The organism is Novosphingobium decolorationis, assembly GCF_018417475.1.
Taxonomy (GTDB): domain Bacteria; phylum Pseudomonadota; class Alphaproteobacteria; order Sphingomonadales; family Sphingomonadaceae; genus Novosphingobium; species Novosphingobium decolorationis.
Map to the genome: position 1 here is coordinate 220897 of NZ_CP054856.1, position 19218 is coordinate 240114.

Sequence of the window (19218 nt, forward strand, 5' to 3'; positions counted from 1 at the left end):
GCGGGGCATGAAACCGCGTTTCCAGTTTTCGATCCACGCCCGCGACGGTCGGGCCCGTACCGGCGTCATCCAGATGCGCCGGGGCGAGATCCGCACGCCCGCCTTCATGCCCGTGGGCACCGCTGCCACGGTCAAGGCGATGAAGCCACAGGACGTGCGCGCCGCCGGGGCCGACATCATCCTGGGCAACACCTATCACCTCATGCTGCGCCCGGGGGCCGAGCGCATGGCGCGCCTGGGGGGCTTGCACAAGTTCATGAACTGGGATCGCCCGATCCTGACCGACAGTGGCGGCTACCAGGTGATGAGCCTCTCGGACCTGCGCAAGATTACCGAGGAGGGCGTGACCTTCGCCAGCCACCTCGACGGTTCGCGCCACATGCTCAGCCCGGAGCGCTCGATGGAAATCCAGCGCCTGCTGGGCTCGGACATCGTCATGGCCTTCGACGAATGCCCCAAGATCGACCAGCCGCGCGATGTCATCGCGCGTTCGATGGAGATGTCGATGCGTTGGGCCCGGCGCAGCCGCGAGGGCTTCGACAGCGGCGAGGAACATGCCGAGCGCTCGGCACTCTTCGGCATCCAGCAGGGCGCGCTCGACGAAGGCTTGCGCAAGGCCAGCGCCGATGCCCTCGTCGACATCGGGTTTGATGGCTACGCCATTGGCGGTCTGGCCGTTGGCGAGGGGCAGGAAGCGATGTTCGCAACGCTCGAGTTCGCGCCCCAGCAGTTGCCCGAGGATCGCCCGCGCTACCTCATGGGCGTGGGCAAGCCGGACGATCTGGTCGGCGCGGTCGAGCGCGGGGTCGACATGTTCGACTGCGTGCTGCCCACCCGCTCGGGACGTAACGGGCAGGCGTTCACCTGGAATGGCCCCCTCAACATGCGCAACGCGCGGCATGCCGAGGACACCGGACCTGTCGACGAACGCTGCGGTTGTCCGGTCTGCCAGACCTATACCCGCGCCTACCTGCACCACCTCATCCGCTCGGGCGAGATGCTCGGCGCGATGCTCCTGACCGAGCACAACATCTGGTTCTACCAGCAGCTCATGCAGGGCATGCGCGATGCGATTGCGGAGCAGCGCTTCGATGCCTTCGCGGCCGATTTTCGGCGCGACTACTTCGCCAACCGCAAATAGCGCCTCAGGCTCCGCTGCCTGTTGCCACGCGCAGCAGCACGGTGCCCGAGACGATGAGCATGAGCCCGGCGATCGCCGCCGGGCTCAGCCGCTCCCCGAAGACCAGAAGGCCCAGCAAGAACGCGCCAAGCGTCCCGATCCCGGTCCAGGCGGCATAGGCCGCGGCAAGCGGGATCGTGCGCATGGCAAGAGCCAGCAGCCAGAAGCTGCCAAGCAGCGAGGCGGCCATGGCGAGGGCGCCCAGAGCGCTGATCCCGTCTTCGGTGTTCTTGAGAAAATAGATCCAGACGGTCTCGAGCAGACCGGCGAGTACGACGAAAATCCATGCCATGCGGCAGCCTCCTGTGTGCTGCCGGGCCGTCCCGGTTTAATCGTCCCCCGCTTGTGCGGGGTGAAGGTCGTCCTTGCAGGGTTTGGCTAATACCGGCTTTGAGCGGCGTCAATGCCTGCCCGATGGTGGTTCTAGCGGTGGGCGAAGAGCAGGCGGCCCGGGGGCAGCTGGCTCAGCACGGGGCCGATGTCGCGCTGGGACACCGTGAAGCACCCGAGGCTGCGCCCCACGCGCCCGGTGTGGCGCGCCATGTCCGCCGAGACGTAGGAGGCGCCATGGATCACGATGGCACGCGGATAGGCCATCGAATTTTCGGGATCGAGCCCGTGGATCCGGCGCGAGCGGCCATGCGTGCCATAATAGGTTTCCCCGGTCAGGAAGCTGCCCTGGCACGAGGCATTCGATCCCGGTCGGTTCGAGAAGCGCTGGAGCATTCCGGTATTGCCCGGGTCCGAGCCCCGCCCATGCGCGACGTGGAAATCCGCGATCACGCGGCCGTTGCCGATATCGACAAGGCTGAAGCGCGGGTCGCCGGAGGGGGCGCTGAAATCCACAAGACCCACGATGTCGCGGTGGCGCACCCGCGCACCATGCGCGTCGAGCGCGGCCTTGGCCTCTGCAAGTCCGCGTGGCATCTGGCGGCTGGGAGTGGCTGCAAAAGAGATGGGCGAGGCCAGGCTGGCCGCACCCGTGGCGAGCGCGCCAAGGAAGTGGCGCCTGTTGACGTTCATGCTTGTGTGTCCGACCCGTTTATTGTTTGTCTCTTATATGTATATATTAAGTCATAAACTGAGACAACGAATCTTTTGTATATGAAAAGACACGTCAATTCATTGCTTTGTGTGACCGCTCTTGCATTTGCGCTCGTGGGGACGAGGGTGGACGCGCAAACGAGGCCCTGGTCGCAGAGGGAACTGGCCGCTCTCAAGGCAGCGGCGGGGGCTCTGCCTGACCATGGTCTGCGCCCGCTCGACACCTCGGTGTTGGAGGATGCACGAGAGGGCGGTGATGCCGAAGCCCTTGCCAGCGCGGCGCAGGAGCTTGCCCTCGACCTGGCCCGGACCGCTCTGCTGGGCGAGGCATCTGCCCGCATGCGCAGCGGCTGGCACATCGCCGATCCCGACGCCGAGATCGACATCGCCGCATGGCTGGCCCGGGCGCGGGCCGGGGGAGGGCTGACCTCGTTCCTGGATGCGCTGTGGCCGGACCATCCGGACTACGGGGCTTTGCAAAAGGCTTTCGTGCAGGAAACCGATCCCCAACGGCGCGCCACGCTCGCGCGGAACATGGAGCGCTGGCGCTGGCTGCCCCACCGCATGGAACCCGACTACATTCTCGTCAATACGGCGGCCTTCACGGCACATCTGTGGCGTAAAGGGGCGCAGGTCGGTCTCTGGCCTGTCATCGTGGGCAAGGTCTCGACCCCGTCGCCCACCTTCCGAGCCGAAGTGCGCGGGGTCATCCTCAATCCCTGGTGGAACATCCCGCAGAGCATCGTGCGTGAGAACAACGGTCGGTTCCCGGCCAGCAGGGGCTACGTGCGCACGGGCGGACGTTGGCGCCAGAAGCCGGGGCCGAACAACGCGCTGGGCCAGATGAAGCTCGACATGCCCAATCCCTATAGCGTCTACATGCACGACACACCGGGCAAGGCGCTGTTCGAGCGCGAGGTGCGCGCCTTCAGCCACGGCTGTATCCGCACCGGGGACGCGCTCGGCTTTGCGGCAACCTTGTTGGAAGGGGCAGCCACGCAGGCCCAGATCGACGCAGTCCTTGCATCGCGGCGCGAGACCCGCCTGGCGCTGGGCAAGGCGCTGCCGGTCTACATTACCTATTTCACGGCTGGCCGCGCGCAGGACGGGGGCGGGGTGGAGCTCTATCCCGACATCTACGGACGCGATGCGCGTATGGCGGCGGCCGTGGCTTCTTCCGAGGGCGCAATGCAGGAGACCGAGTGCGCCCTGAGCGGCTGAAGGTCTTTTGCTGGACAAGGCGCGGCAGGGCCCGGACATTCGCAGGGTCCCCGCTTGCGATTCGCAGGGCGGACACGTTCTCCAGCGGGGTGAGGAGAGACAGCCCGGATGACCACGATAGCCATTGTCAGCCAGAAGGGAGGGTCGGGCAAGACCACGCTCGCCCTCCACATTGCCGCCAGCGCGGTCTATGCGGGCAACCAGGTCCAGGTGATCGATACCGACCCCCAGGCGACCGCCGCGGCCTGGGGAGACTGGCGCGGCGAGTTCCTGCCGGAAGTCATCACCTGCCCCCCGGTGCGCCTGTTCAGCACGGTTGAGCGGGCCAAGCGTGCTGGCTCCAATGTCATCGTGATCGACACGCCGCCCCATGGCGATACCGCTTCGCGCGAGGCCGTGCGCGTGGCCGACATCGTGCTTGTCCCCACCAGGGCGCGGGCGTTCGATCTGCATGCGCTGGAGGCCACGGCGGGGCTCATGGCCTATGCCTCCAAGCCGGCCCACGTCGTCTTCAACGCCGTTCCCGCGCGCGCGACCCGGATGCTTGAGGAAGCGGCCGAGGCGGCGCGTAACCTGGGGCTTTCGGTCAGTCCCCATCACTTTGGCGAACGCGCGGCCTTTCACCGCAGCGCGGGAAGCGGCGAAGTTGCACGTGAGATTGAACCCGATGGCAAGGCGGCGCTGGAAGTCGACGCCTTGTGGGGCTGGGTCTGCGAACAGGTGGGCATGCCGCCGGGCGAATAGTGCGCTTTCCAGGCAACTCTTTGCCTAAATTACTTTGCATTAAATTTCGGCAACTTGACCGCCTCGTTGGACACTCGCATATTCCATTTGCATTATAGGAAAATGAGGGGTTTCGGGGTGGTCTTGAGAGGTTTGCGTGCGCTCGTGTCCGGGCTGTTTCTGGGCTCAGCGATGGCGGCGGCCGTGCCGCTGCAGGCACAGGCGCAGTCCGGGGAGAGTGCCGAACAGCTGGCCGCGCGGTTCGGGGCTCTGGAGGATATTACCCAGATCAGCCTGTCACCGGACGGAACGAAGATCGCCTTCATCTCGCCGCGCAAGGGTGGCCGCGTGCTCGAAGTCGCAAACCTTGCCGAGGGCGGTTTCCCGACTGCCATCACCAGTGTCCCGAGCGAGGAGGGGGAACTGCGCTTCTGCAAATGGTCCACCAACGCGCGCCTGGTCTGCCAGGTGCACTATATCGTGGACTATGCCGGGCAGCTCGTCAGTTTCACCCGCATCTTCGGGCTGGACGATGACGGCAAGAATGCGACGCTTCTGTCGAACACGCAGTCCTTGCGCGCGCGCACGTTCTTCCAGAACGGGGGAAGCGTGATCGACTGGGACGTGGAGGGAGAGCCCGGGCGCGTCCTGATGACCAAGGTCTTCGTTCCCGAAAATACCATCGGCACGCGCCTCGCGAACGAGGAAGAGGGGCTGGGTGTCGAGATGGTCGACACGATCAAGGGACGCCGCCACCGGGTCGAGAAGCCCGATGAGTTCGCGACCGGGTACATCACCGACGGTCATGGAACAATTCGCGTCAAGAGCCGCCAGCAGACCGGGGCGACCGGGCTCCTCAAGCCGAGTGAGGATTTCTTCTACCGCACGCCGGGCGACTGGGAATGGCAATGGCTCTCGAGTTGGGGTGGTCCGCAGGAGGCAGGCGTCCTGAGCTTCGAGCCGCTGGCCGTTGATGGCAAGAGCAACCGTGCTTTCGGATGGGCGTGGGAGAACGGGCATCGCGGCCTCTACGCGGTCGCGCTCGATGGCTCGCTGACGCGCGAAAAGCTCTTTGCGGCGGACGACGTCGATATCGATGGCCTTATCCGCATCGGGCGCGACAACCGCGTGGTAGGTCTCTCCTATGCGCGCGAGCGGCGCGAGCAGGTCTATTTCGATCCCGAGATGGGGGCGCTCTCCAAGGCATTGGCTGGCGCGCTGCCCGGAGAGGTCGCTGTTCGGGTCGTCGATGCTGACCGGGAGGAGAAGAACCTCCTGTTGCGCGTGACCGGCGATACCGAGCCGGGCATGCTCTATCTCTTCAACAAGGCCGAGCGGCGTCTTGAGGAAGTCCTGCCGGTGCGCCCGAAGCTCGTCGACCTGGAGCTGGCGCCGATGAAGCCGGTGATGTTCCCGGCCGGGGACGGCGTCCAGATCCCGGGCTACCTGACCCTGCCGCCGGGCAGCACGGGCCGCGATCTGCCGGCCATCGTCATGCCGCACGGCGGGCCGAGCGCACGCGACGAATGGGGTTTCGACTGGATGGTCCAGTTCTTTGCCGCGCGCGGTTTCGCGGTTCTCCAGCCCAACTACCGCGGATCCGCCGGTTACGGTTCGGAATGGTATAAGGAAAATGGGTTCAAGTCGTGGAAGACGGCGATCGGCGATGTCAATGACGCCGGGCGCTGGCTGGTGGCGCAGGGCATTGCTGCGCCGGACAAGCTGGCGATCTTTGGCTGGTCCTACGGTGGGTACGCGGCGCTTCAGAGTGGTGTGCTCGATCCGGACCTGTTCAAGGCGGTGGTGGCCGTTGCACCTGTCACCGACTTTGAAATCCTGCGCTCCGAGGCCGAGGGCTTCACCAACGCCGCGCTGGTGCGCGAGGAGATTGGGAGTGGCCCGCATCTGCGCGAAGGCTCGCCCGCGCAGAACGCGGAGAAGATCAAGGCACCGGTGCTGCTGTTTCATGGCACGCTCGACCAGAACGTGGGCGTGCGCGAAAGCCAGGTCATGGCGAAGAAGCTGGAGCAGGCCGGCAAGTCGGTGCGCTATGTCGAGTTCGACGGGCTCGATCACTTTCTCTACAGCAGCGAGGCGCGCACGCAGCTCCTGGCCGACAGCGATGCCTTCCTGCACACGCAGTTGAAGCTCGACTGAGCGGAGGTTTCCCTCAGGAAACGGAGCCGAGCGCGAGTTCGGCTTCGTCTTCCTCCAGATAGGTGTCGATATAGGCGACAAAGCGGCCGGTGCGTTCGTCCCGGAACCCCGCGCCGATATCGCAGGCATGGCGCTGCGCGGTCTCGAGGTCGGGGTACCATTTGCCGGTGCGGTGCGGGGTGATGTAGCGAAAGCGGGTCATTGCCCCTGCGCAATACACGAGGCGTGTGAAGGTTCCGCTTCTTCGCGGTGAAATGACCCATCTTTTCTGTGAGTTGCCACGAAAAAAGGGCGGCCCCGAGGGACCGCCCTTTCCGAAAGAATTTCGTTCCCGAAGGAGCCGAACTCTTAGCGCGAGTAGAACTCGACGACGAGGTTCGGTTCCATCTTCACCGGGTAGGGAACTTCGTCGAGCGTGGGCACGCGGACGAAGGTCACCTTGTCGCCTTCGGCAGCGACATAGTCGGGAATCTCGCGCTCGGGCAGAGCCTGAGCTTCGATGACGAGAGCCATTTCCTTGGCCTTCTCACCGAGCGAGATCACGTCACCCACGCGGATGCGACACGAAGCGATGTTGCACTTCACACCGTTGACGCGGATGTGGCCGTGCGAGACGATCTGGCGAGCCGCGAAGATGGTCGGCGCGAACTTGGCGCGGTAGACGACCATGTCCAGGCGCTGCTCCAGGAGACCGATCAGGTTCATGCCGGTGTCGCCCTTCATCGAGGACGCTTCCTGGTAGGTGCGCTTGAACTGCTTCTCGGTCACGTCGCCGTAGTAGCCCTTGAGCTTCTGCTTGGCGCGCAGCTGCAGACCGTAGTCCGACAGCTTGCCCTTGCGGCGCTGACCGTGCTGGCCCGGGCCGTAGCTGCGGCGGTTGACCGAGCTCTTGGGACGGCCCCAGATGTTCTCGCCCATGCGGCGATCGAGTTTGTACTTAGCGCTCTTACGCTTCGACATAACGTTTCTTTCCGTTCTGCTGCCGCCTGTGCCACCGTGGCAAGGCGATCCTTAGTTTCCCGGAGCGCACCATCCGGCCATGATATGCTGGATGCGGCCGCCGCTTCACCGGGGTGCGGGGCCGAAGGAGGCGCCAACTCTCGAAAGGGAAGGCGTCCCGTGAAGCGCTGGCCCATACGGGATGGGGGCGCAAAGTCAAGCGCAAACGCCCGTCGAGGCACGTGAAGCCTTGTCCTGCGCGCCTTACAGCGCCTCGAGCGAACCGGCCATGCCCATCGTGGCCAGATCGAAGGGGGTGGTCTGGTAGATCGCGTTGATCCAGTTGCCGATCAGCAGGTGGCCGTGAGCCCGCCATGAATTGAGCGGGCGGCGGCTTGGGTTGTCCTCCGGGAAGTAGCGGTGTGGCAACTGCGCGCCGCCGTCACGGAAAAACTCGTTGGCGAGCGTCTCGGTGTCGTATTCCAGATGGTTGAACATGTGGAGCATGCGGTGGGCGGGGTCATCGACAAGGCACGGACCCGTGACCGGGTTGGAGGCCAGCACCTCGAGGCGCTCGGCCGCGCCCAGCGCGTCGGGGCAGACCTCGGTCCAACGCGAGACGGGCACGTTGAAGACATCGGCAAAGCCGCGCAGGAAGGGCGAGGCGGGGGCGTGGACTTCGTGCGGGTAGAGGCCGTAGGCCTTGGCGTCGAGCACGCGCTTGGGGATGCCATGGAAATGGTAGAGCGCGGCTTGAGCTGCCCAGCAGATGGTCAGCGTGCGGTGGACGTTGGTCTGGGTCCAGGCGAGGATCTGGCGCAGTTCCTCCCAGTAGTTCACCTCTTCATAGGGCATGCGCTCGACCGGAGCGCCGGTGATGATGAAGCCGTCGAAGCGTTCCTCGCGCACGTCCTCCCAGGGACGGTAGAACGCTTCCATGTGGTCCTGCGCGGTGTTGCGCGAGACATGGTCGGTCATGCGCACCAGCGTCAGTTCGATCTGCAGCGGCGTGGCGCCCAGGAGGCGCGCGAGCTGGGTCTCGGTGCGCACCTTGTCGGGCATGAGGTTGAGCAGCCCGATCTGTAGCGGGCGAATGTCCTGACGCACCGCGTCGGCCTCGCCCATGACCGTCACGCCCTCGGCTTCGAGGGTCTGGCGTGCGGGCAGGTCGTCGGGGATCTTGATCGGCATTTGACGTCGTACTCCTGGGCAGGAGCGACGCGAAATGTGGCGTGTCCGTTTGCTTGCCGGGACGGCCACATCCTCCTTGCGGAGTACCACCTTGCCCGGAACGGCAGGTTGGCGTTGGGCGTCGCCCCAACTCTTGATGCTGGATGTGCCCATACACCCAGCTGCGCAAAAGCAAAACGGGATTTTGCGCGAAGCGGGTTGAAAATGGGTGAGCGGGCGTTGCGGGATAAGGCGCAACGCCCGAAAGAGCTGTCAGCCTTCGCCGCGCGGGCGGCGGGCCTTTTCCAGCGTGGAGAGGACACCGCGCATGGTGCGCACTTCCAGGTGGTTCCACGCGGGCTTGGTGAGGAGGTTGCGCAAGGTCAGGCGGTTCGCCTCGGCGCGGGTCTCGGGCCAGAAGTAGTTCTTGGGTTCGAGAAGCTTCTCGAAATGGCCGATAAGCCCTTCCAGTTCGTCCTGCGGGGCCGGAGGAAGCACCTCTTCCTGCGTAGGCTGGGACAGGCCTGCGCCCTTTGACCACTCATAGGCGCACAGGATCACGGCCTGCGCGAGGTTGAGCGAGGCAAATTCCGGGTTGATGGGCACGGTCAGGATCGAGCGGGCGAGCGCCACGTCCTCGGTTTCCAGCCCGGAGCGTTCGGGGCCGAAGACGAAGGCCGAGCGGCCCGGTTCGGCGTAGATTTCGCTGGCCGCTTCTTCGGGCGTCACCACGCGCTTGGTCACGCCGCGCTTGCGCACGGTGGTGGCATAGACATTGGTGCAGTCCGCCACCGCATCCGCGAGCGTCTCGTAGACCTCAGCCTCTTCGAGGATCACGTTGGCGCCCGCTGCGGCAGGACCTGCCGAAGGGTTGGGCCAGCCGTCGCGCGGCGAAACGAGGCGCATTTCGGTGAGCCCGAAGTTCAGCATGGCGCGCGCGGCCTTGCCGATGTTCTCGCCCAGCTGCGGCCGCACGAGCACCACGATGGGCTTGCGGTCTTCGGGAACGGTGCCGAACGTCGGCGCGGAAGGGGTGGGGGTATCAGTCATTCTGGGTGTCGCCTGTCGCCACGTCGCGCACGGTGCCTGCAAATTCCTCGAAGTCGCGGGCTTCGTTGAAGGCGCGGTAGACCGAGGCGAAGCGGATGTAGGCGACCGAGTCGAGCTGGCGCAGGCCGTCCATCACCATCTCGCCGATCTCGCGCGAGTGGATTTCGGCATCGCCGGTGGTCTCGATCTGGCGCTGGACGCCCGACACGAGCTGGTCGATCCGCTCGCGGTCGATCCTGCGCTTGCGGCAGGCGAGCGAGACCGATTTCTCGATCTTGAGGCGGTCGAAGGGCTCGCGCCTCTCCTCGCCTTCCTCGCCGGACTTGAGCACCGTGATCTCGCGCAGCTGCACCCGTTCGAACGTGGTGAAGCGCGCGCCGCAGCTGGAGCACTGGCGGCGGCGGCGGATCGCGGCGTTGTCCTCGGCCGGACGGCTGTCCTTTACCTGGGAATCGTCATGGGCGCAGAAAGGGCAGCGCATTCGGGCCTATCGTTTCAAAAAGGGAGCGGGCGCGGCCTCAGTCGGGCCGCACGCGCTTGTAGAACTTGTATCCGGCGCCAGCGGCAAGCCCGAGGCCCACCGAGACGAAGGGCAGGGCTGCGCCTGCCACCGCACCCAGCGCCCCCCAGACGAGAACCGGCCGGGTCGAGGGATGGTCGAGGCCATCGCGCAGCATTCCGGAAAGTTCAAGGCGAGCATCGGTCACGAAGTCGCCAGTGTCGTTGGGGCGCTGGGGGTCGGTCATGGTCTTAGTCCTCGTAGATCGGGAAGCGGTCACACAAGGCTTCTACGCGCGCGCGCACGTTCTGTTCCACCTGCGCGTCGCCTTCCTCGCCGCACTTGGCGAGACCGTCCAGGACATCGGCGACCATGTTGCCGATTTCACGGAATTCTTCCGGGCCGAAACCGCGGGTCGTGCCCGCCGGCGTGCCGACGCGGATGCCGCTGGTCTTCATCGGCGGCAGCGGGTCGAAGGGAATGCCGTTCTTGTTGCAGGTGATGCCCGCACGCTCGAGCGCCTCGTCCGCGTCCTTGCCCGTCACGCCAAGCGGCGTGAGGTCGACGAGAGCCACGTGGGTGTCGGTGCCACCCGAGACGATCGCCGCGCCGCGCTCCTTGAGCGTGTCGGCGAGGACCTTGGCGTTCTCGATCACCTTGGCCGCGTAGTCCTTGAACTCGGGGCGCAGGGCTTCCCCGAAGGCCACGGCCTTGGCCGCGATGACGTGCATCAGCGGACCACCCTGGAGACCCGGGAAGACCGCCGAGTTGATCTTCTTGGCGAGCTTCTCGTCGTTGGTGAGGATCATGCCGCCGCGCGGACCGCGCAGGGTCTTGTGCGTGGTGGTGGTGGCGATGTGCGCGTAGGGGAAGGGCGAGGGGTGCAGGCCTGCGGCAACCAGGCCGGCGAAGTGCGCCATGTCGACCTGGAAGATGGCGCCCACGCTGTCGGCGATCTCGCGCATGCGCTTGAAATCGATCACGCGCGGGTAGGCCGAGCCGCCCGCGATGATGAGCTTGGGCTGGTGCTCGCTCGCCAGCTTCTGGACCTCGTCGTAGTCGATGAGGTGGGTGTCCTTGGTCACGCCGTACTGGACCGCGTTGAACCACTTGCCCGAAAGCGCCGCGCGGGCGCCATGGGTGAGGTGGCCGCCGGCATCCAGGCTCATGCCCAGGATCGTGTCGCCGGGCTTGACCGTGGCGAGGAGAACCGCGCCGTTGGCCTGCGCGCCCGAGTGGGGCTGGACGTTGGCGAATTCGCAGCCGAACAGCTCCTTGGCGCGCTCGATGGCGAGGCTCTCGACCACGTCCGAGGGTTCACAGCCCTGGTAGTAGCGCTTGCCCGGGTAGCCTTCGGCGTACTTGTTGGTGAGCACCGAGCCCTGTGCCTCGAGAACGGCCTTGGAGACGATGTTTTCCGACGCGATCAGTTCGATCTGCTTGCGTTCGCGCTTCAGTTCCTTGCCGATGGCGGCGGCGATCGCGGGATCGCTGTCGGCCACGCTGTCGGTGAAGAAGCCGGGGGAACGGATTGCGGTATCAACGGTCATGGTTCGAAGGGCCCCTTGGGTTCAGGCGGGAGGGTTGGAGAGCTTCTCGACGCGTCCGGCGTGGCGTCCGCCACCGAACTCGGTCGAAAGGAAAGCGTCGAGGCAGGCCTTGGCCATGTCGATCCCGGTCAGGCGTGCGCCCATCGCGATGCAGTTCGCGTTGTTGTGCTCACGCGCAAGGGCGGCCGAAAGCGGCTCGGAGACGAGCGCGCAGCGGCAGGCCGGGTTGCGGTTGACCGCCATCGAAATGCCGATACCCGAACCGCACAGCGCCACGCCATAGTCGGCGGTGCCGTCGGCGACGACCGAGCCGAGCAGGTAGCCGTAGTCGGGGTAGTCGACACGGTCGGCCGTTTCGGGGCCGAGGTCGGCCACTTCGTGGCCCAGTTCGATGAGATAGTCGCGCAGCGTGGCCTTGAGGTCCACGGCGGCATGATCGGAAGCAATGGCAATACGCATGGCGAATGGATCTTTTGACAGAGAGAGGAGTTGATAGCGCCCCCCTTAGTCATCGCGGTGTCGTTTTGCGAGTCCCTGAGCGCTTATCTTTGATTGTAGGGCAAGAATGGCTGCGTGCCGGAGAGAGTGGCCAAGTCTGCGCCTCTCATCCGGTTGCGTCGCGGTGTGGCGCAGTGTACGCGCGCTCCACCCGGTCGCGCAAGAAACTTGCCGTGACTGGCGGATAACGCGCAGCGAAAGAAGGAAAGTCAGGGTGCAACCACGCGTTCTCATCGCCGGAGGCGGTATCGGAGGCCTTTGCCTCGCCCTGACCCTCGACCAGATCGGCGTCGATTGCCTGGTGCTGGAGAGCGTGCGCGAGCCCCGGCCGCTGGGCGTGGGGATCAACCTGCAGCCCAATGCGGTGCGCGAACTGGCGGATCTGGGCATTGACCAGGCGATGATGGACACCATCGGCATTCCGGCGAAGGAGTGGGCGCTGGTGGGGCTCAACGGACGCGAAATCTACAGCGAACCGCGCGGACGCCTGGCAGGCTATCACTGGGATCAGTACGCGGTCCATCGCGGGCGCTTCCACATGCTGCTGCATGAAACCGCGATTGACAGGCTGGGGGCCGACAAGGTGCGCCTGGGCCAGCGGGTCACGGGATACCGCAAGGAGGGGGATGGCTCGGTCACCGCGCTGTGCCGCCTTGCCGATGGCAAAGAGGTCGAGGAGCACGGTACGCTCCTGTTCGGCGCGGACGGCATTCATTCGAGCGTGCGTGCCCAGATGCACCCGGACCAGGCGCCGATCCACTGGGGCGGCACGGTCATGTGGCGCGGCACCACGCGCGCCAAGGCCATTCGCACCGGGTCGTCGTTCGTGGGACTGGGCACGGCGCGCCACCGCGTCGTCATCTACCCGATCTCACAGCCCGACGCCGAGGGCCTGTGCGACGTGAACTGGATCGCCGAGCAGACCTTCGATGAGGACCATGACTGGCAGAGCCTGGGCTGGTTTCGCCCGGTCGACGTCGAAAGCTTTGCCCATCACTTCACCGATTTCGTCTACGACTGGATCGACCTGCCTGCGCTGATCGCGGGGGCGGACGTGGCTTACGAGAACCCGATGATCGATCGCGATCCGATCCCGACCTGGGTTGACGGGCCGGTCGCGTTGATGGGCGATGCCGCGCATCCGATGTACCCGACAGGCTCGAACGGGGCTTCGCAGGCGATCATGGATGCGCGCCGGATCGGCGCGCTGTTCCTCGAGATGGGTGTGGGCACCGAGGCATTGGCCGCGTTCGATGCCCGCTACTGCGCGCCGGTCGGCCAGTTGGCGCTGCGCAACCGCGGGGCGGGCCCCTTCGGTCTGCTAGGCATGGTCGAGGAGCGCTGCGGCGGCATTTTCGAGGATATCGAGGACGTGATCCCCAAGACCGAGCGCGAGGAATTCATGCGCGCCTACCAGCGCGCGGCGGGCTTCGCGATGCAGGAACTGAACGCATCGCCCGCCACTATCGTACCCGGCGCGCGCGTCGAGGGTGCCCACAAGATCGAGGAGAAACTGCCGTGACCCCCACGCTGGAGCATATCTGCGAATTCGAGGTCGAGCTTTCGCCCCCGCACGAGATGGGCGAAAACGCCCAGGGCACTCGCCGCATCATTCCCATCGTTGGAGGGCGCGTGTCGGGCACGGCGATCAACGGCAAGCTGCTCGCCATCGGGGCCGACTGGCAAACCGTGCGCACCGACGATGTCGCCTATCTCGATGCACGCTACGCCATCGAGACCGATGACGGCGCGGTGATCGAGGTCATCAGCCAGGGATTGCGCCATATGCCGCCCGAGGCGGTCGAACGCATCGCGGCGGGCGAAACACTCGAGTTTTCGGAATACTACATGCGCACCGCGATCCGGCTCGACACCGGCCATCCGGATTACGCCTGGGTCAATCGTTCGCTGTTCGTGGCCGCAGGCGGCAAGACGGGATCCACGGTCTACCTCTCGGTCCACCGCGTCGGTTGATCAGGGGCTGAAAATGCGGCCGGCCTGAATGTCACGAATGTTCTGGCGCAACTGCCGTGACTTATGGCGCTCGGCCGCGATGAACGTCCGCACGATGGCATTTTCGGTTTCGAGAAAGTCGGGATCGGTCGTGTAGATCTCCCGCGCGATGTCCTGCAGGTCTTCGCGGCCGTCGGGCGTGGCGGACTGCGCGTCCAGGACGATCAGCGAGAGGCGAGTAAATTTCCGGGCAAAGGCCCGTTCGAGCCCCTGGGTCATGCGAAGCGCGATCTTGTCGTAGGCGAACCTGCGCATCTCTGCGGAAAATCGGGCCAGATGCTCCTCGATCATGTCGCGGGCAAATGGCGGAGCTTCGTCTGCAAAGGCGTAGCTTGCGCGAATGGCATCGAGAGCCGTGTCCACGATACGGTCCATCTCCCGGTTGCGGACCTCCAGAGGATAGGCGGCCGCTGTCACCCGCCGGGCCAGTTCCTGGCTATCGCCAGGCGTCGCTGTGGTGGCTTGCTGTGTGGTGCTCTGCCCGTGGGCGCTTGGCGTCAAGCCGCAGGTGAGCAGGCCAAGGCCGATCGCAAGTCGTACGGCGCCGTGCATAGATCGTTGTCCCCCTTGAGCAATACCAAGCACAAAAGGGGAGGCTTTCCAATCGCAAACGAAAGCGCCCGCGGAGCAGGTCCGCGGGCGCTTCGTGATCGACGAGAAACGTGTTCCCTTACTGATCGAGGAACGAGCGCATCTTGCGGCTGCGGCTCGGGTGCTTGAGCTTGCGCAGGGCCTTCGCCTCGATCTGACGGATACGTTCGCGGGTCACCGAGAACTGCTGGCCGACTTCTTCCAGCGTGTGGTCGGTGTTCATGCCAATGCCAAAGCGCATGCGCAGCACGCGCTCCTCGCGCGGGGTGAGGCTGGCAAGGACGCGGGTGACCGTTTCCTTGAGGTTGGCCTGGATCGCGGCATCGACCGGGATGATCGCGTTCTTGTCCTCGATGAAGTCACCCAGGTGCGAATCTTCCTCATCGCCGATCGGCGTTTCGAGGGAGATCGGCTCCTTGGCGATCTTCATCACCTTGCGCACCTTCTCGAGCGGCATCGAGAGACGCTCGGCCATTTCCTCAGGCGTAGGCTCGCGGCCCTGCTCGTGGAGGAACTGGCGGCTTGTGCGCACGAGCTTGTTGATGGTCTCGATCATGTGGACCGGGATACGGATCGTACGTGCCTGGTCCGCGATTGAGCGGGTGATGGCCTGACGGATCCACCACGTCGCATACGTCGAGAACTTGTAGCCGCGGCGGTACTCGAACTTGTCGACGGCCTTCATCAAGCCGATGTTGCCTTCTTGGATAAGGTCCAGGAACTGGAGGCCACGGTTCGTGTACTTCTTGGCGATCGAGATCACTAGGCGCAGGTTCGCCTCGACCATTTCCTTCTTGGCGATGCGCGCCTCGCGCTCACCCTTCTGGACCATGTTGACGATGCGGCGGAACTCGGGAAGCGCCATGCCGGTCGCCGCTGCGATGTCCGAGACTTCCTGGCGGATACGCTCGACGGCGTCGGCTTCCTCGGTCGCGAAAGCCGCCCACTTCTTGTCCTTCTTGCCCACTTCCGGCAGCCAGGTGTCGTCGAGCTCGCGGCCGACGTAGCTGTTGAGGAAGTCGACGCGCTTCACCTTGTGACGCTCGGCAAGGCGCAGCATCTGGCCGCCCAGCGTCGTGAGGCGACGGTTGAAGGTGTAGAGGTTGTCGACGAGGTATTCGATCTTGGTCGCATGGAACTGGACCGATTCGACGTGCGCGGTGAGTTCCTCGCGCAGTTCGTTGTAACGGTCTTCCTTGGCAGCCGGGAAATCGATGCCCAGCGCGAGCGCTTCGAGGCGTTCGGACTGAAGCTTCTCGAAGGCCTGGAACAGCTCGGTGATGGTGGCGAACTTCTCGAGCGCCTCGGGCTTGAGAGCCGCTTCCATCTGGGCGAGGCTGAGGGTGTTGTCCTCTTCCTCTTCCTCTTCCTTGCGGCCGCCTTCGCCGTCCTCGCCTTCTTCGCCTTCTTCCGAAGATTCCTCTTCGTCGTCGTCCTTGTAGGACGGCCCGGCGGTAGCTTCGGAGATCTCGCCGTCGTCGTCGCTCTCACCGTCTTCGTTGAGGCTTTCGGGCGCAGGCTCCTTGGAGAGCATGGCGTCGAGATCGAGGATCTCGCGCAGCTGCATTTCCTCGTTGTTGAGGGCTTCGGACCACTGGATGATGGCGTGGAAGGTGATCGGGCTCTCGCACAGGCCCAGGATCATCATGTCGCGGCCGGCTTCGATGCGCTTGGCGATGGCGATTTCGCCCTCGCGGCTGAGCAGCTCGACCGCGCCCATTTCGCGCAGGTACATGCGCACCGGGTCGTCGGTGCGCTCGACCGTTTCCTTCTTCTTGGTCTCGACAGCCGGCTTGGGCGAGGTGTCGTCGGAGGAATCGACTTCCTCGACCTCTTCCTCGTCCTCGTTCTGGGCGTCTTCGTCGTTCTCGACGATGTTGACGCCCATTTCGTTGATCGCGGCGTAGATATCCTCGATCTGGTCCGAATTCATCTGGTCCTGGGGCAGGGCCTCGTTGAGTTCGTCGATCGTGATGTAGCCCTTGCGCTTGGCGCGCGCGATCAGCTTTTTGACCGAAGCCTCGTTGAGGTCGATCAGCGGCGCGTCGGTACCGTCGTTTTCGCCGCCGTTGGTCTCGTTCTTGCTCATTCTTCCGCCGTTATCCCGTGCTGCCCGACACCCTGTGAGCGTATAATTATACAATCAGGACGAAGACGCATGTCTTGTCGCCATTTGCCTGAGGCGTTTATCAAATTCCAGCTTTCTCTTGAGGAGACGTTGCTGCTCGGCAAAAGTTTCGTCCGAAACCTCGCTTTCGAACCGGGCTGTCGCCTGTGCCAGTGCCGCCTCCAGGACTGGACGTTCCACCAAGAGATCGATGGCCTGAGCGAGTTCCGCTGCCGCATGTTCTGCATTCGCGCCCGGGGCCAGAAAGCCGAAGCGAAACCCCGAATATTCAGCGGTTCTGGGAACTTCCAGTCCATTTTCCGACAATATGGTGGATAGCGCGTCTTTTTCAAGCGGTGCCATGGCATCGCAACATTCCAGCAAGGCATCGAAGCGCGAATCGAGGCCCGGCGTGCGCGCCAGGGCTTCGGCGTGCCGGGGTACGAGTTCGGGCCACCGCATCAGTCCGGCGATGACCGCGGCCGCGAGCCCGTCGCGCGATCCGCCCGAAAGCGCCTTCTTCAGCTTCTCGATTGATTCGGGGAGCGAGGGGGGCGTTGCCGGACGCCCGTTCCAGCGTCCCTGGCCGGGGCCTCGCGGCGTGAAGGGCCGGCGCGATTCGCCGCTGCTCTGTCCGCCCTGCCAGCGGTTCTCGCGGCGCGGGAAGGCGAACTCACCGTATCGGTCGAGCAGTTCGCGCTTGTAGAGGCTGGCGATGTCAGGGTGCTGGATGGTCTCGACATGCTGGACGAGGCGCGCCTTGAGCCCGGCCTTGTCCTCGGGCGTGGTGAGGGGCTGCGCGTCCTTCTCCACCTCCCACAAGACGTCGAGCAGGCTTCGCGCCTCGCCAAGGACCTCTTCCATCGCCGCAGGTCCACGCGCCTTGATGAGATCGTCGGGGTCGAGCCCTTCGGGCAGGCGCACGATGCGCAAGGTGTGCGCCGGGCGCAGCAGGGGGAGGGCGCGGGTAATCGCGCGCAGCGCCGCGCGCTGGCCGGCCGCATCGCCATCGAAGCACAGGATCGGCGCCTCGACATGGCGCCAGAGCATCTCGATCTGGTGCTCGGTAAGCGCGGTGCCGAGCGGGGCAACAGCCTCGTCGATGCCCGCGGCGGCGAGCGCGATCACGTCCATGTACCCCTCGACCACGACGATCCGGCCCGACTGGCGCGCGGCGGGCGCGGCGCGGTGCAGGTTGTAGAGCGTGCGCCCCTTGTCGAACAGTGGTGTGTCGGGAGAATTGAGGTATTTCGGGGCCTTGGTCTTCTCTTTTGAGAGAATACGTCCACCAAAGGCGATGACCCGGCCGCGCGCGTCCTCGATGGGAAGCATCAGGCGGCCACGGAAACGGTCGTAGGGATCGCGGTCCTCGACCTCGATGCGCAGGCCCGCCTCGATCAGCATCGGTTCGGGGAAGCGCACGAGGGCCTGCTTGAGGGCCTGCCTCTCGTCGGGCGCAAAGCCGAAGCCGAAACGCGCGACGATGCGCGGATCGAACCCGCGCGTCTGGAGATAGGCGCGTGCCTCGGCGCCCTCGGGCGTGGTCAGGTTGTGGCGGAACCACTCCTGCGCGGCCGTTGTCACGTCGTGGAGCGTGTCGCGCTTCTGCGCGGCCTTGGCGGCGCGCGGGTCGGGCTCGGGGATGTCCATCCCGGCCTCGCCCGCAAGCTCCTTGACCGCGTCCATGAAGGCGAGGCCCTGGTGATCGGTCATCCAGCGGATCGCATCGCCATGCGCGCCGCAGCCAAAGCAGTGGTAGAACCCCTTCTCGTCGTTGACGTAGAAGCTGGGCGACTTCTCGTCGTGGAAGGGGCAGCAGGCCTTGTGCTCACGCCCCGCCTTCTGGAGGCGCACCGAACGGCCCACCAGCGCCGAGAGCGTGGTGCGGGAACGGAGCTGGTCGAGCCATTGGGGCGTAAGCACGAGAGAAAAGCCTGCCTTAGAGCGGGAAGGGGAGGGGGATCAGGAGAGCGCGGCCTTCACCCATCCACTGGCCTTGCCCATGTCGAGCTCGCTCGCATGGCGTTCCTTGAGAAGGCCCATGACCTTGCCCATGTCCTTCATGCCGCTCGCGCCGACTTCGGCCTTGATCGCCTCGATCTTGGCCTTGGTTTCCTCTTCGCTCATCTGGGCGGGGAGGAAGGTCTCGATGACCTCGACTTCGGCCTGTTCCTCGGCAGCGCGTTCGGGGCGGCCACCTTCCTCGAACAGCTTGATCGATTCGCGGCGCTGCTTGACCATCTTCTGCAGGACCTCGATCACCATGGCGTCGTCATCGGCGGGCGCTTCGCTGGTGCGCAGCTCGATGTCGCGGTCCTTGAGCTTGGCGAGAATCAGCCGGACGGTTGCAAGGCGCGGTTTGTCGCCGGCCTTCATGGCTGCGATCTGGGCGGCCTTGATCGAATCACGAAGCATTGTTTTCCTGTCGGTGTATGGATGTGGGACGTGCTGGGATTGCATAAGTAGCAAGGCAGCG

General features: G+C 65.0%; 20 protein-coding genes and 1 riboswitch. Of the genes, 6 read left to right on the forward strand and 14 right to left on the reverse strand.

The features are described from left to right. Positions 1–7: 7 nt before the first annotated feature. Positions 8–1141: a tRNA guanosine(34) transglycosylase Tgt gene (gene tgt / locus HT578_RS01085; protein WP_213501627.1), complete on the forward strand. Its 1134-nt coding sequence runs from the start codon at positions 8–10 to the stop codon at positions 1139–1141. 4 nt (positions 1142–1145) lie between these two features. Here the strand turns inward: tgt and HT578_RS01090 are convergent, their stop codons facing one another. Together HT578_RS01090 and HT578_RS01095 are read right to left on the reverse strand one after the other, a co-directional pair. Beyond that, positions 1146–1472 carry a DMT family transporter gene (locus tag HT578_RS01090; protein ID WP_213501629.1) on the reverse strand — a complete coding sequence of 109 codons (327 nt, stop codon included), beginning with the start codon at positions 1470–1472 and terminating at the stop codon, positions 1146–1148. Between the two features lie 131 nt (positions 1473–1603). Next, complete coding sequence (locus tag HT578_RS01095) at positions 1604–2203, reverse strand: murein L,D-transpeptidase catalytic domain family protein (protein ID WP_213501631.1); 600 nt, start codon at positions 2201–2203, stop codon at positions 1604–1606. Between the two features lie 147 nt (positions 2204–2350). Between HT578_RS01095 and HT578_RS01100 the strand changes: the two genes are divergently transcribed. The 3 genes from HT578_RS01100 to HT578_RS01110 all read left to right on the forward strand — a co-directional run bounded on the left by HT578_RS01100 (position 2351) and on the right by HT578_RS01110 (position 6325). Continuing rightward, positions 2351–3445 (forward strand): L,D-transpeptidase family protein, encoded by a 1095-nt coding sequence (locus HT578_RS01100; RefSeq protein WP_213501632.1) that lies wholly within the window; start codon positions 2351–2353, stop codon positions 3443–3445. A gap of 108 nt (positions 3446–3553) precedes the next feature. Then, the gene (locus tag HT578_RS01105) at positions 3554–4189 is read left to right on the forward strand and encodes a ParA family protein (RefSeq protein ID WP_213501634.1); all 636 of its coding nucleotides are present in this window, start codon (positions 3554–3556) and stop codon (positions 4187–4189) included. 144 nt (positions 4190–4333) lie between these two features. Continuing rightward, positions 4334–6325, forward strand: a complete 1992-nt coding sequence (locus tag HT578_RS01110; protein WP_239026424.1) for a S9 family peptidase — start codon at positions 4334–4336, stop codon at positions 6323–6325. Positions 6326–6338: 13 nt separating this feature from the next. Here the strand turns inward: HT578_RS01110 and HT578_RS01115 are convergent, their stop codons facing one another. The 8 genes from HT578_RS01115 to rpiB form a co-directional block, all read right to left on the reverse strand. Beyond that, the gene (locus tag HT578_RS01115) at positions 6339–6527 is read right to left on the reverse strand and encodes a hypothetical protein (protein ID WP_039393893.1); all 189 of its coding nucleotides are present in this window, start codon (positions 6525–6527) and stop codon (positions 6339–6341) included. A 146-nt stretch (positions 6528–6673) separates the two neighbouring features. After that, entirely contained in the window at positions 6674–7285 is a 612-nt protein-coding gene (gene rpsD, locus HT578_RS01120; protein WP_213501637.1) for a 30S ribosomal protein S4, read from the reverse strand. 243 nt (positions 7286–7528) lie between these two features. Continuing rightward, positions 7529–8455: a homoserine O-succinyltransferase gene (locus tag HT578_RS01125; protein WP_213501639.1), complete on the reverse strand. Its 927-nt coding sequence runs from the start codon at positions 8453–8455 to the stop codon at positions 7529–7531. A 39-nt stretch (positions 8456–8494) separates the two neighbouring features. Beyond that, a riboswitch (SAM-I-IV-variant riboswitch) is annotated at positions 8495–8600 on the reverse strand. A gap of 107 nt (positions 8601–8707) precedes the next feature. Further along, positions 8708–9484 carry an RNA methyltransferase gene (locus HT578_RS01130; protein ID WP_084592248.1) on the reverse strand — a complete coding sequence of 259 codons (777 nt, stop codon included), beginning with the start codon at positions 9482–9484 and terminating at the stop codon, positions 8708–8710. Further along, the gene (nrdR, locus tag HT578_RS01135) at positions 9477–9965 is read right to left on the reverse strand and encodes a transcriptional regulator NrdR (protein WP_039393889.1); all 489 of its coding nucleotides are present in this window, start codon (positions 9963–9965) and stop codon (positions 9477–9479) included. The genes HT578_RS01130 and nrdR overlap by 8 nt, the downstream gene beginning before the upstream one ends. A 37-nt stretch (positions 9966–10002) precedes the next feature. Beyond that, a complete protein-coding gene (locus tag HT578_RS01140) occupies positions 10003–10230 on the reverse strand; it encodes a hypothetical protein (RefSeq protein WP_039393887.1) in 228 nt (75 codons plus the stop codon). 4 nt (positions 10231–10234) lie between these two features. After that, positions 10235–11533, reverse strand: a complete 1299-nt coding sequence (glyA, locus tag HT578_RS01145; protein ID WP_039393884.1) for a serine hydroxymethyltransferase — start codon at positions 11531–11533, stop codon at positions 10235–10237. Positions 11534–11554: 21 nt separating this feature from the next. After that, positions 11555–11992: a ribose 5-phosphate isomerase B gene (gene rpiB / locus HT578_RS01150; protein WP_039393882.1), complete on the reverse strand. Its 438-nt coding sequence runs from the start codon at positions 11990–11992 to the stop codon at positions 11555–11557. Positions 11993–12245: 253 nt separating this feature from the next. On the opposite strand from rpiB, the gene HT578_RS01155 reads away from it, so the two are divergent. Continuing rightward, on the forward strand, positions 12246–13553 hold the full coding sequence (locus HT578_RS01155) for a flavin-dependent oxidoreductase (RefSeq protein WP_239026425.1): 1308 nt from the start codon (positions 12246–12248) through the stop codon (positions 13551–13553). Next, entirely contained in the window at positions 13550–14005 is a 456-nt protein-coding gene (locus HT578_RS01160) for a DUF3237 domain-containing protein (protein WP_039393879.1), read from the forward strand. The genes HT578_RS01155 and HT578_RS01160 overlap by 4 nt, the downstream gene beginning before the upstream one ends. Here the strand turns inward: HT578_RS01160 and HT578_RS01165 are convergent, their stop codons facing one another. The 4 genes from HT578_RS01165 to HT578_RS01180 form a co-directional block, all read right to left on the reverse strand. After that, positions 14006–14596 (reverse strand): hypothetical protein, encoded by a 591-nt coding sequence (locus HT578_RS01165; RefSeq protein WP_213501643.1) that lies wholly within the window; start codon positions 14594–14596, stop codon positions 14006–14008. It abuts the gene before it with no gap. 118 nt (positions 14597–14714) lie between these two features. Then, entirely contained in the window at positions 14715–16724 is a 2010-nt protein-coding gene (gene rpoD / locus HT578_RS01170; RefSeq protein ID WP_213501645.1) for an RNA polymerase sigma factor RpoD, read from the reverse strand. A gap of 54 nt (positions 16725–16778) precedes the next feature. Continuing rightward, the gene (gene dnaG, locus HT578_RS01175) at positions 16779–18665 is read right to left on the reverse strand and encodes a DNA primase (RefSeq protein WP_213501647.1); all 1887 of its coding nucleotides are present in this window, start codon (positions 18663–18665) and stop codon (positions 16779–16781) included. Between the two features lie 39 nt (positions 18666–18704). Continuing rightward, positions 18705–19157 carry a GatB/YqeY domain-containing protein gene (locus tag HT578_RS01180; protein ID WP_213501649.1) on the reverse strand — a complete coding sequence of 151 codons (453 nt, stop codon included), beginning with the start codon at positions 19155–19157 and terminating at the stop codon, positions 18705–18707. Positions 19158–19218: the final 61 nt, after the last annotated feature.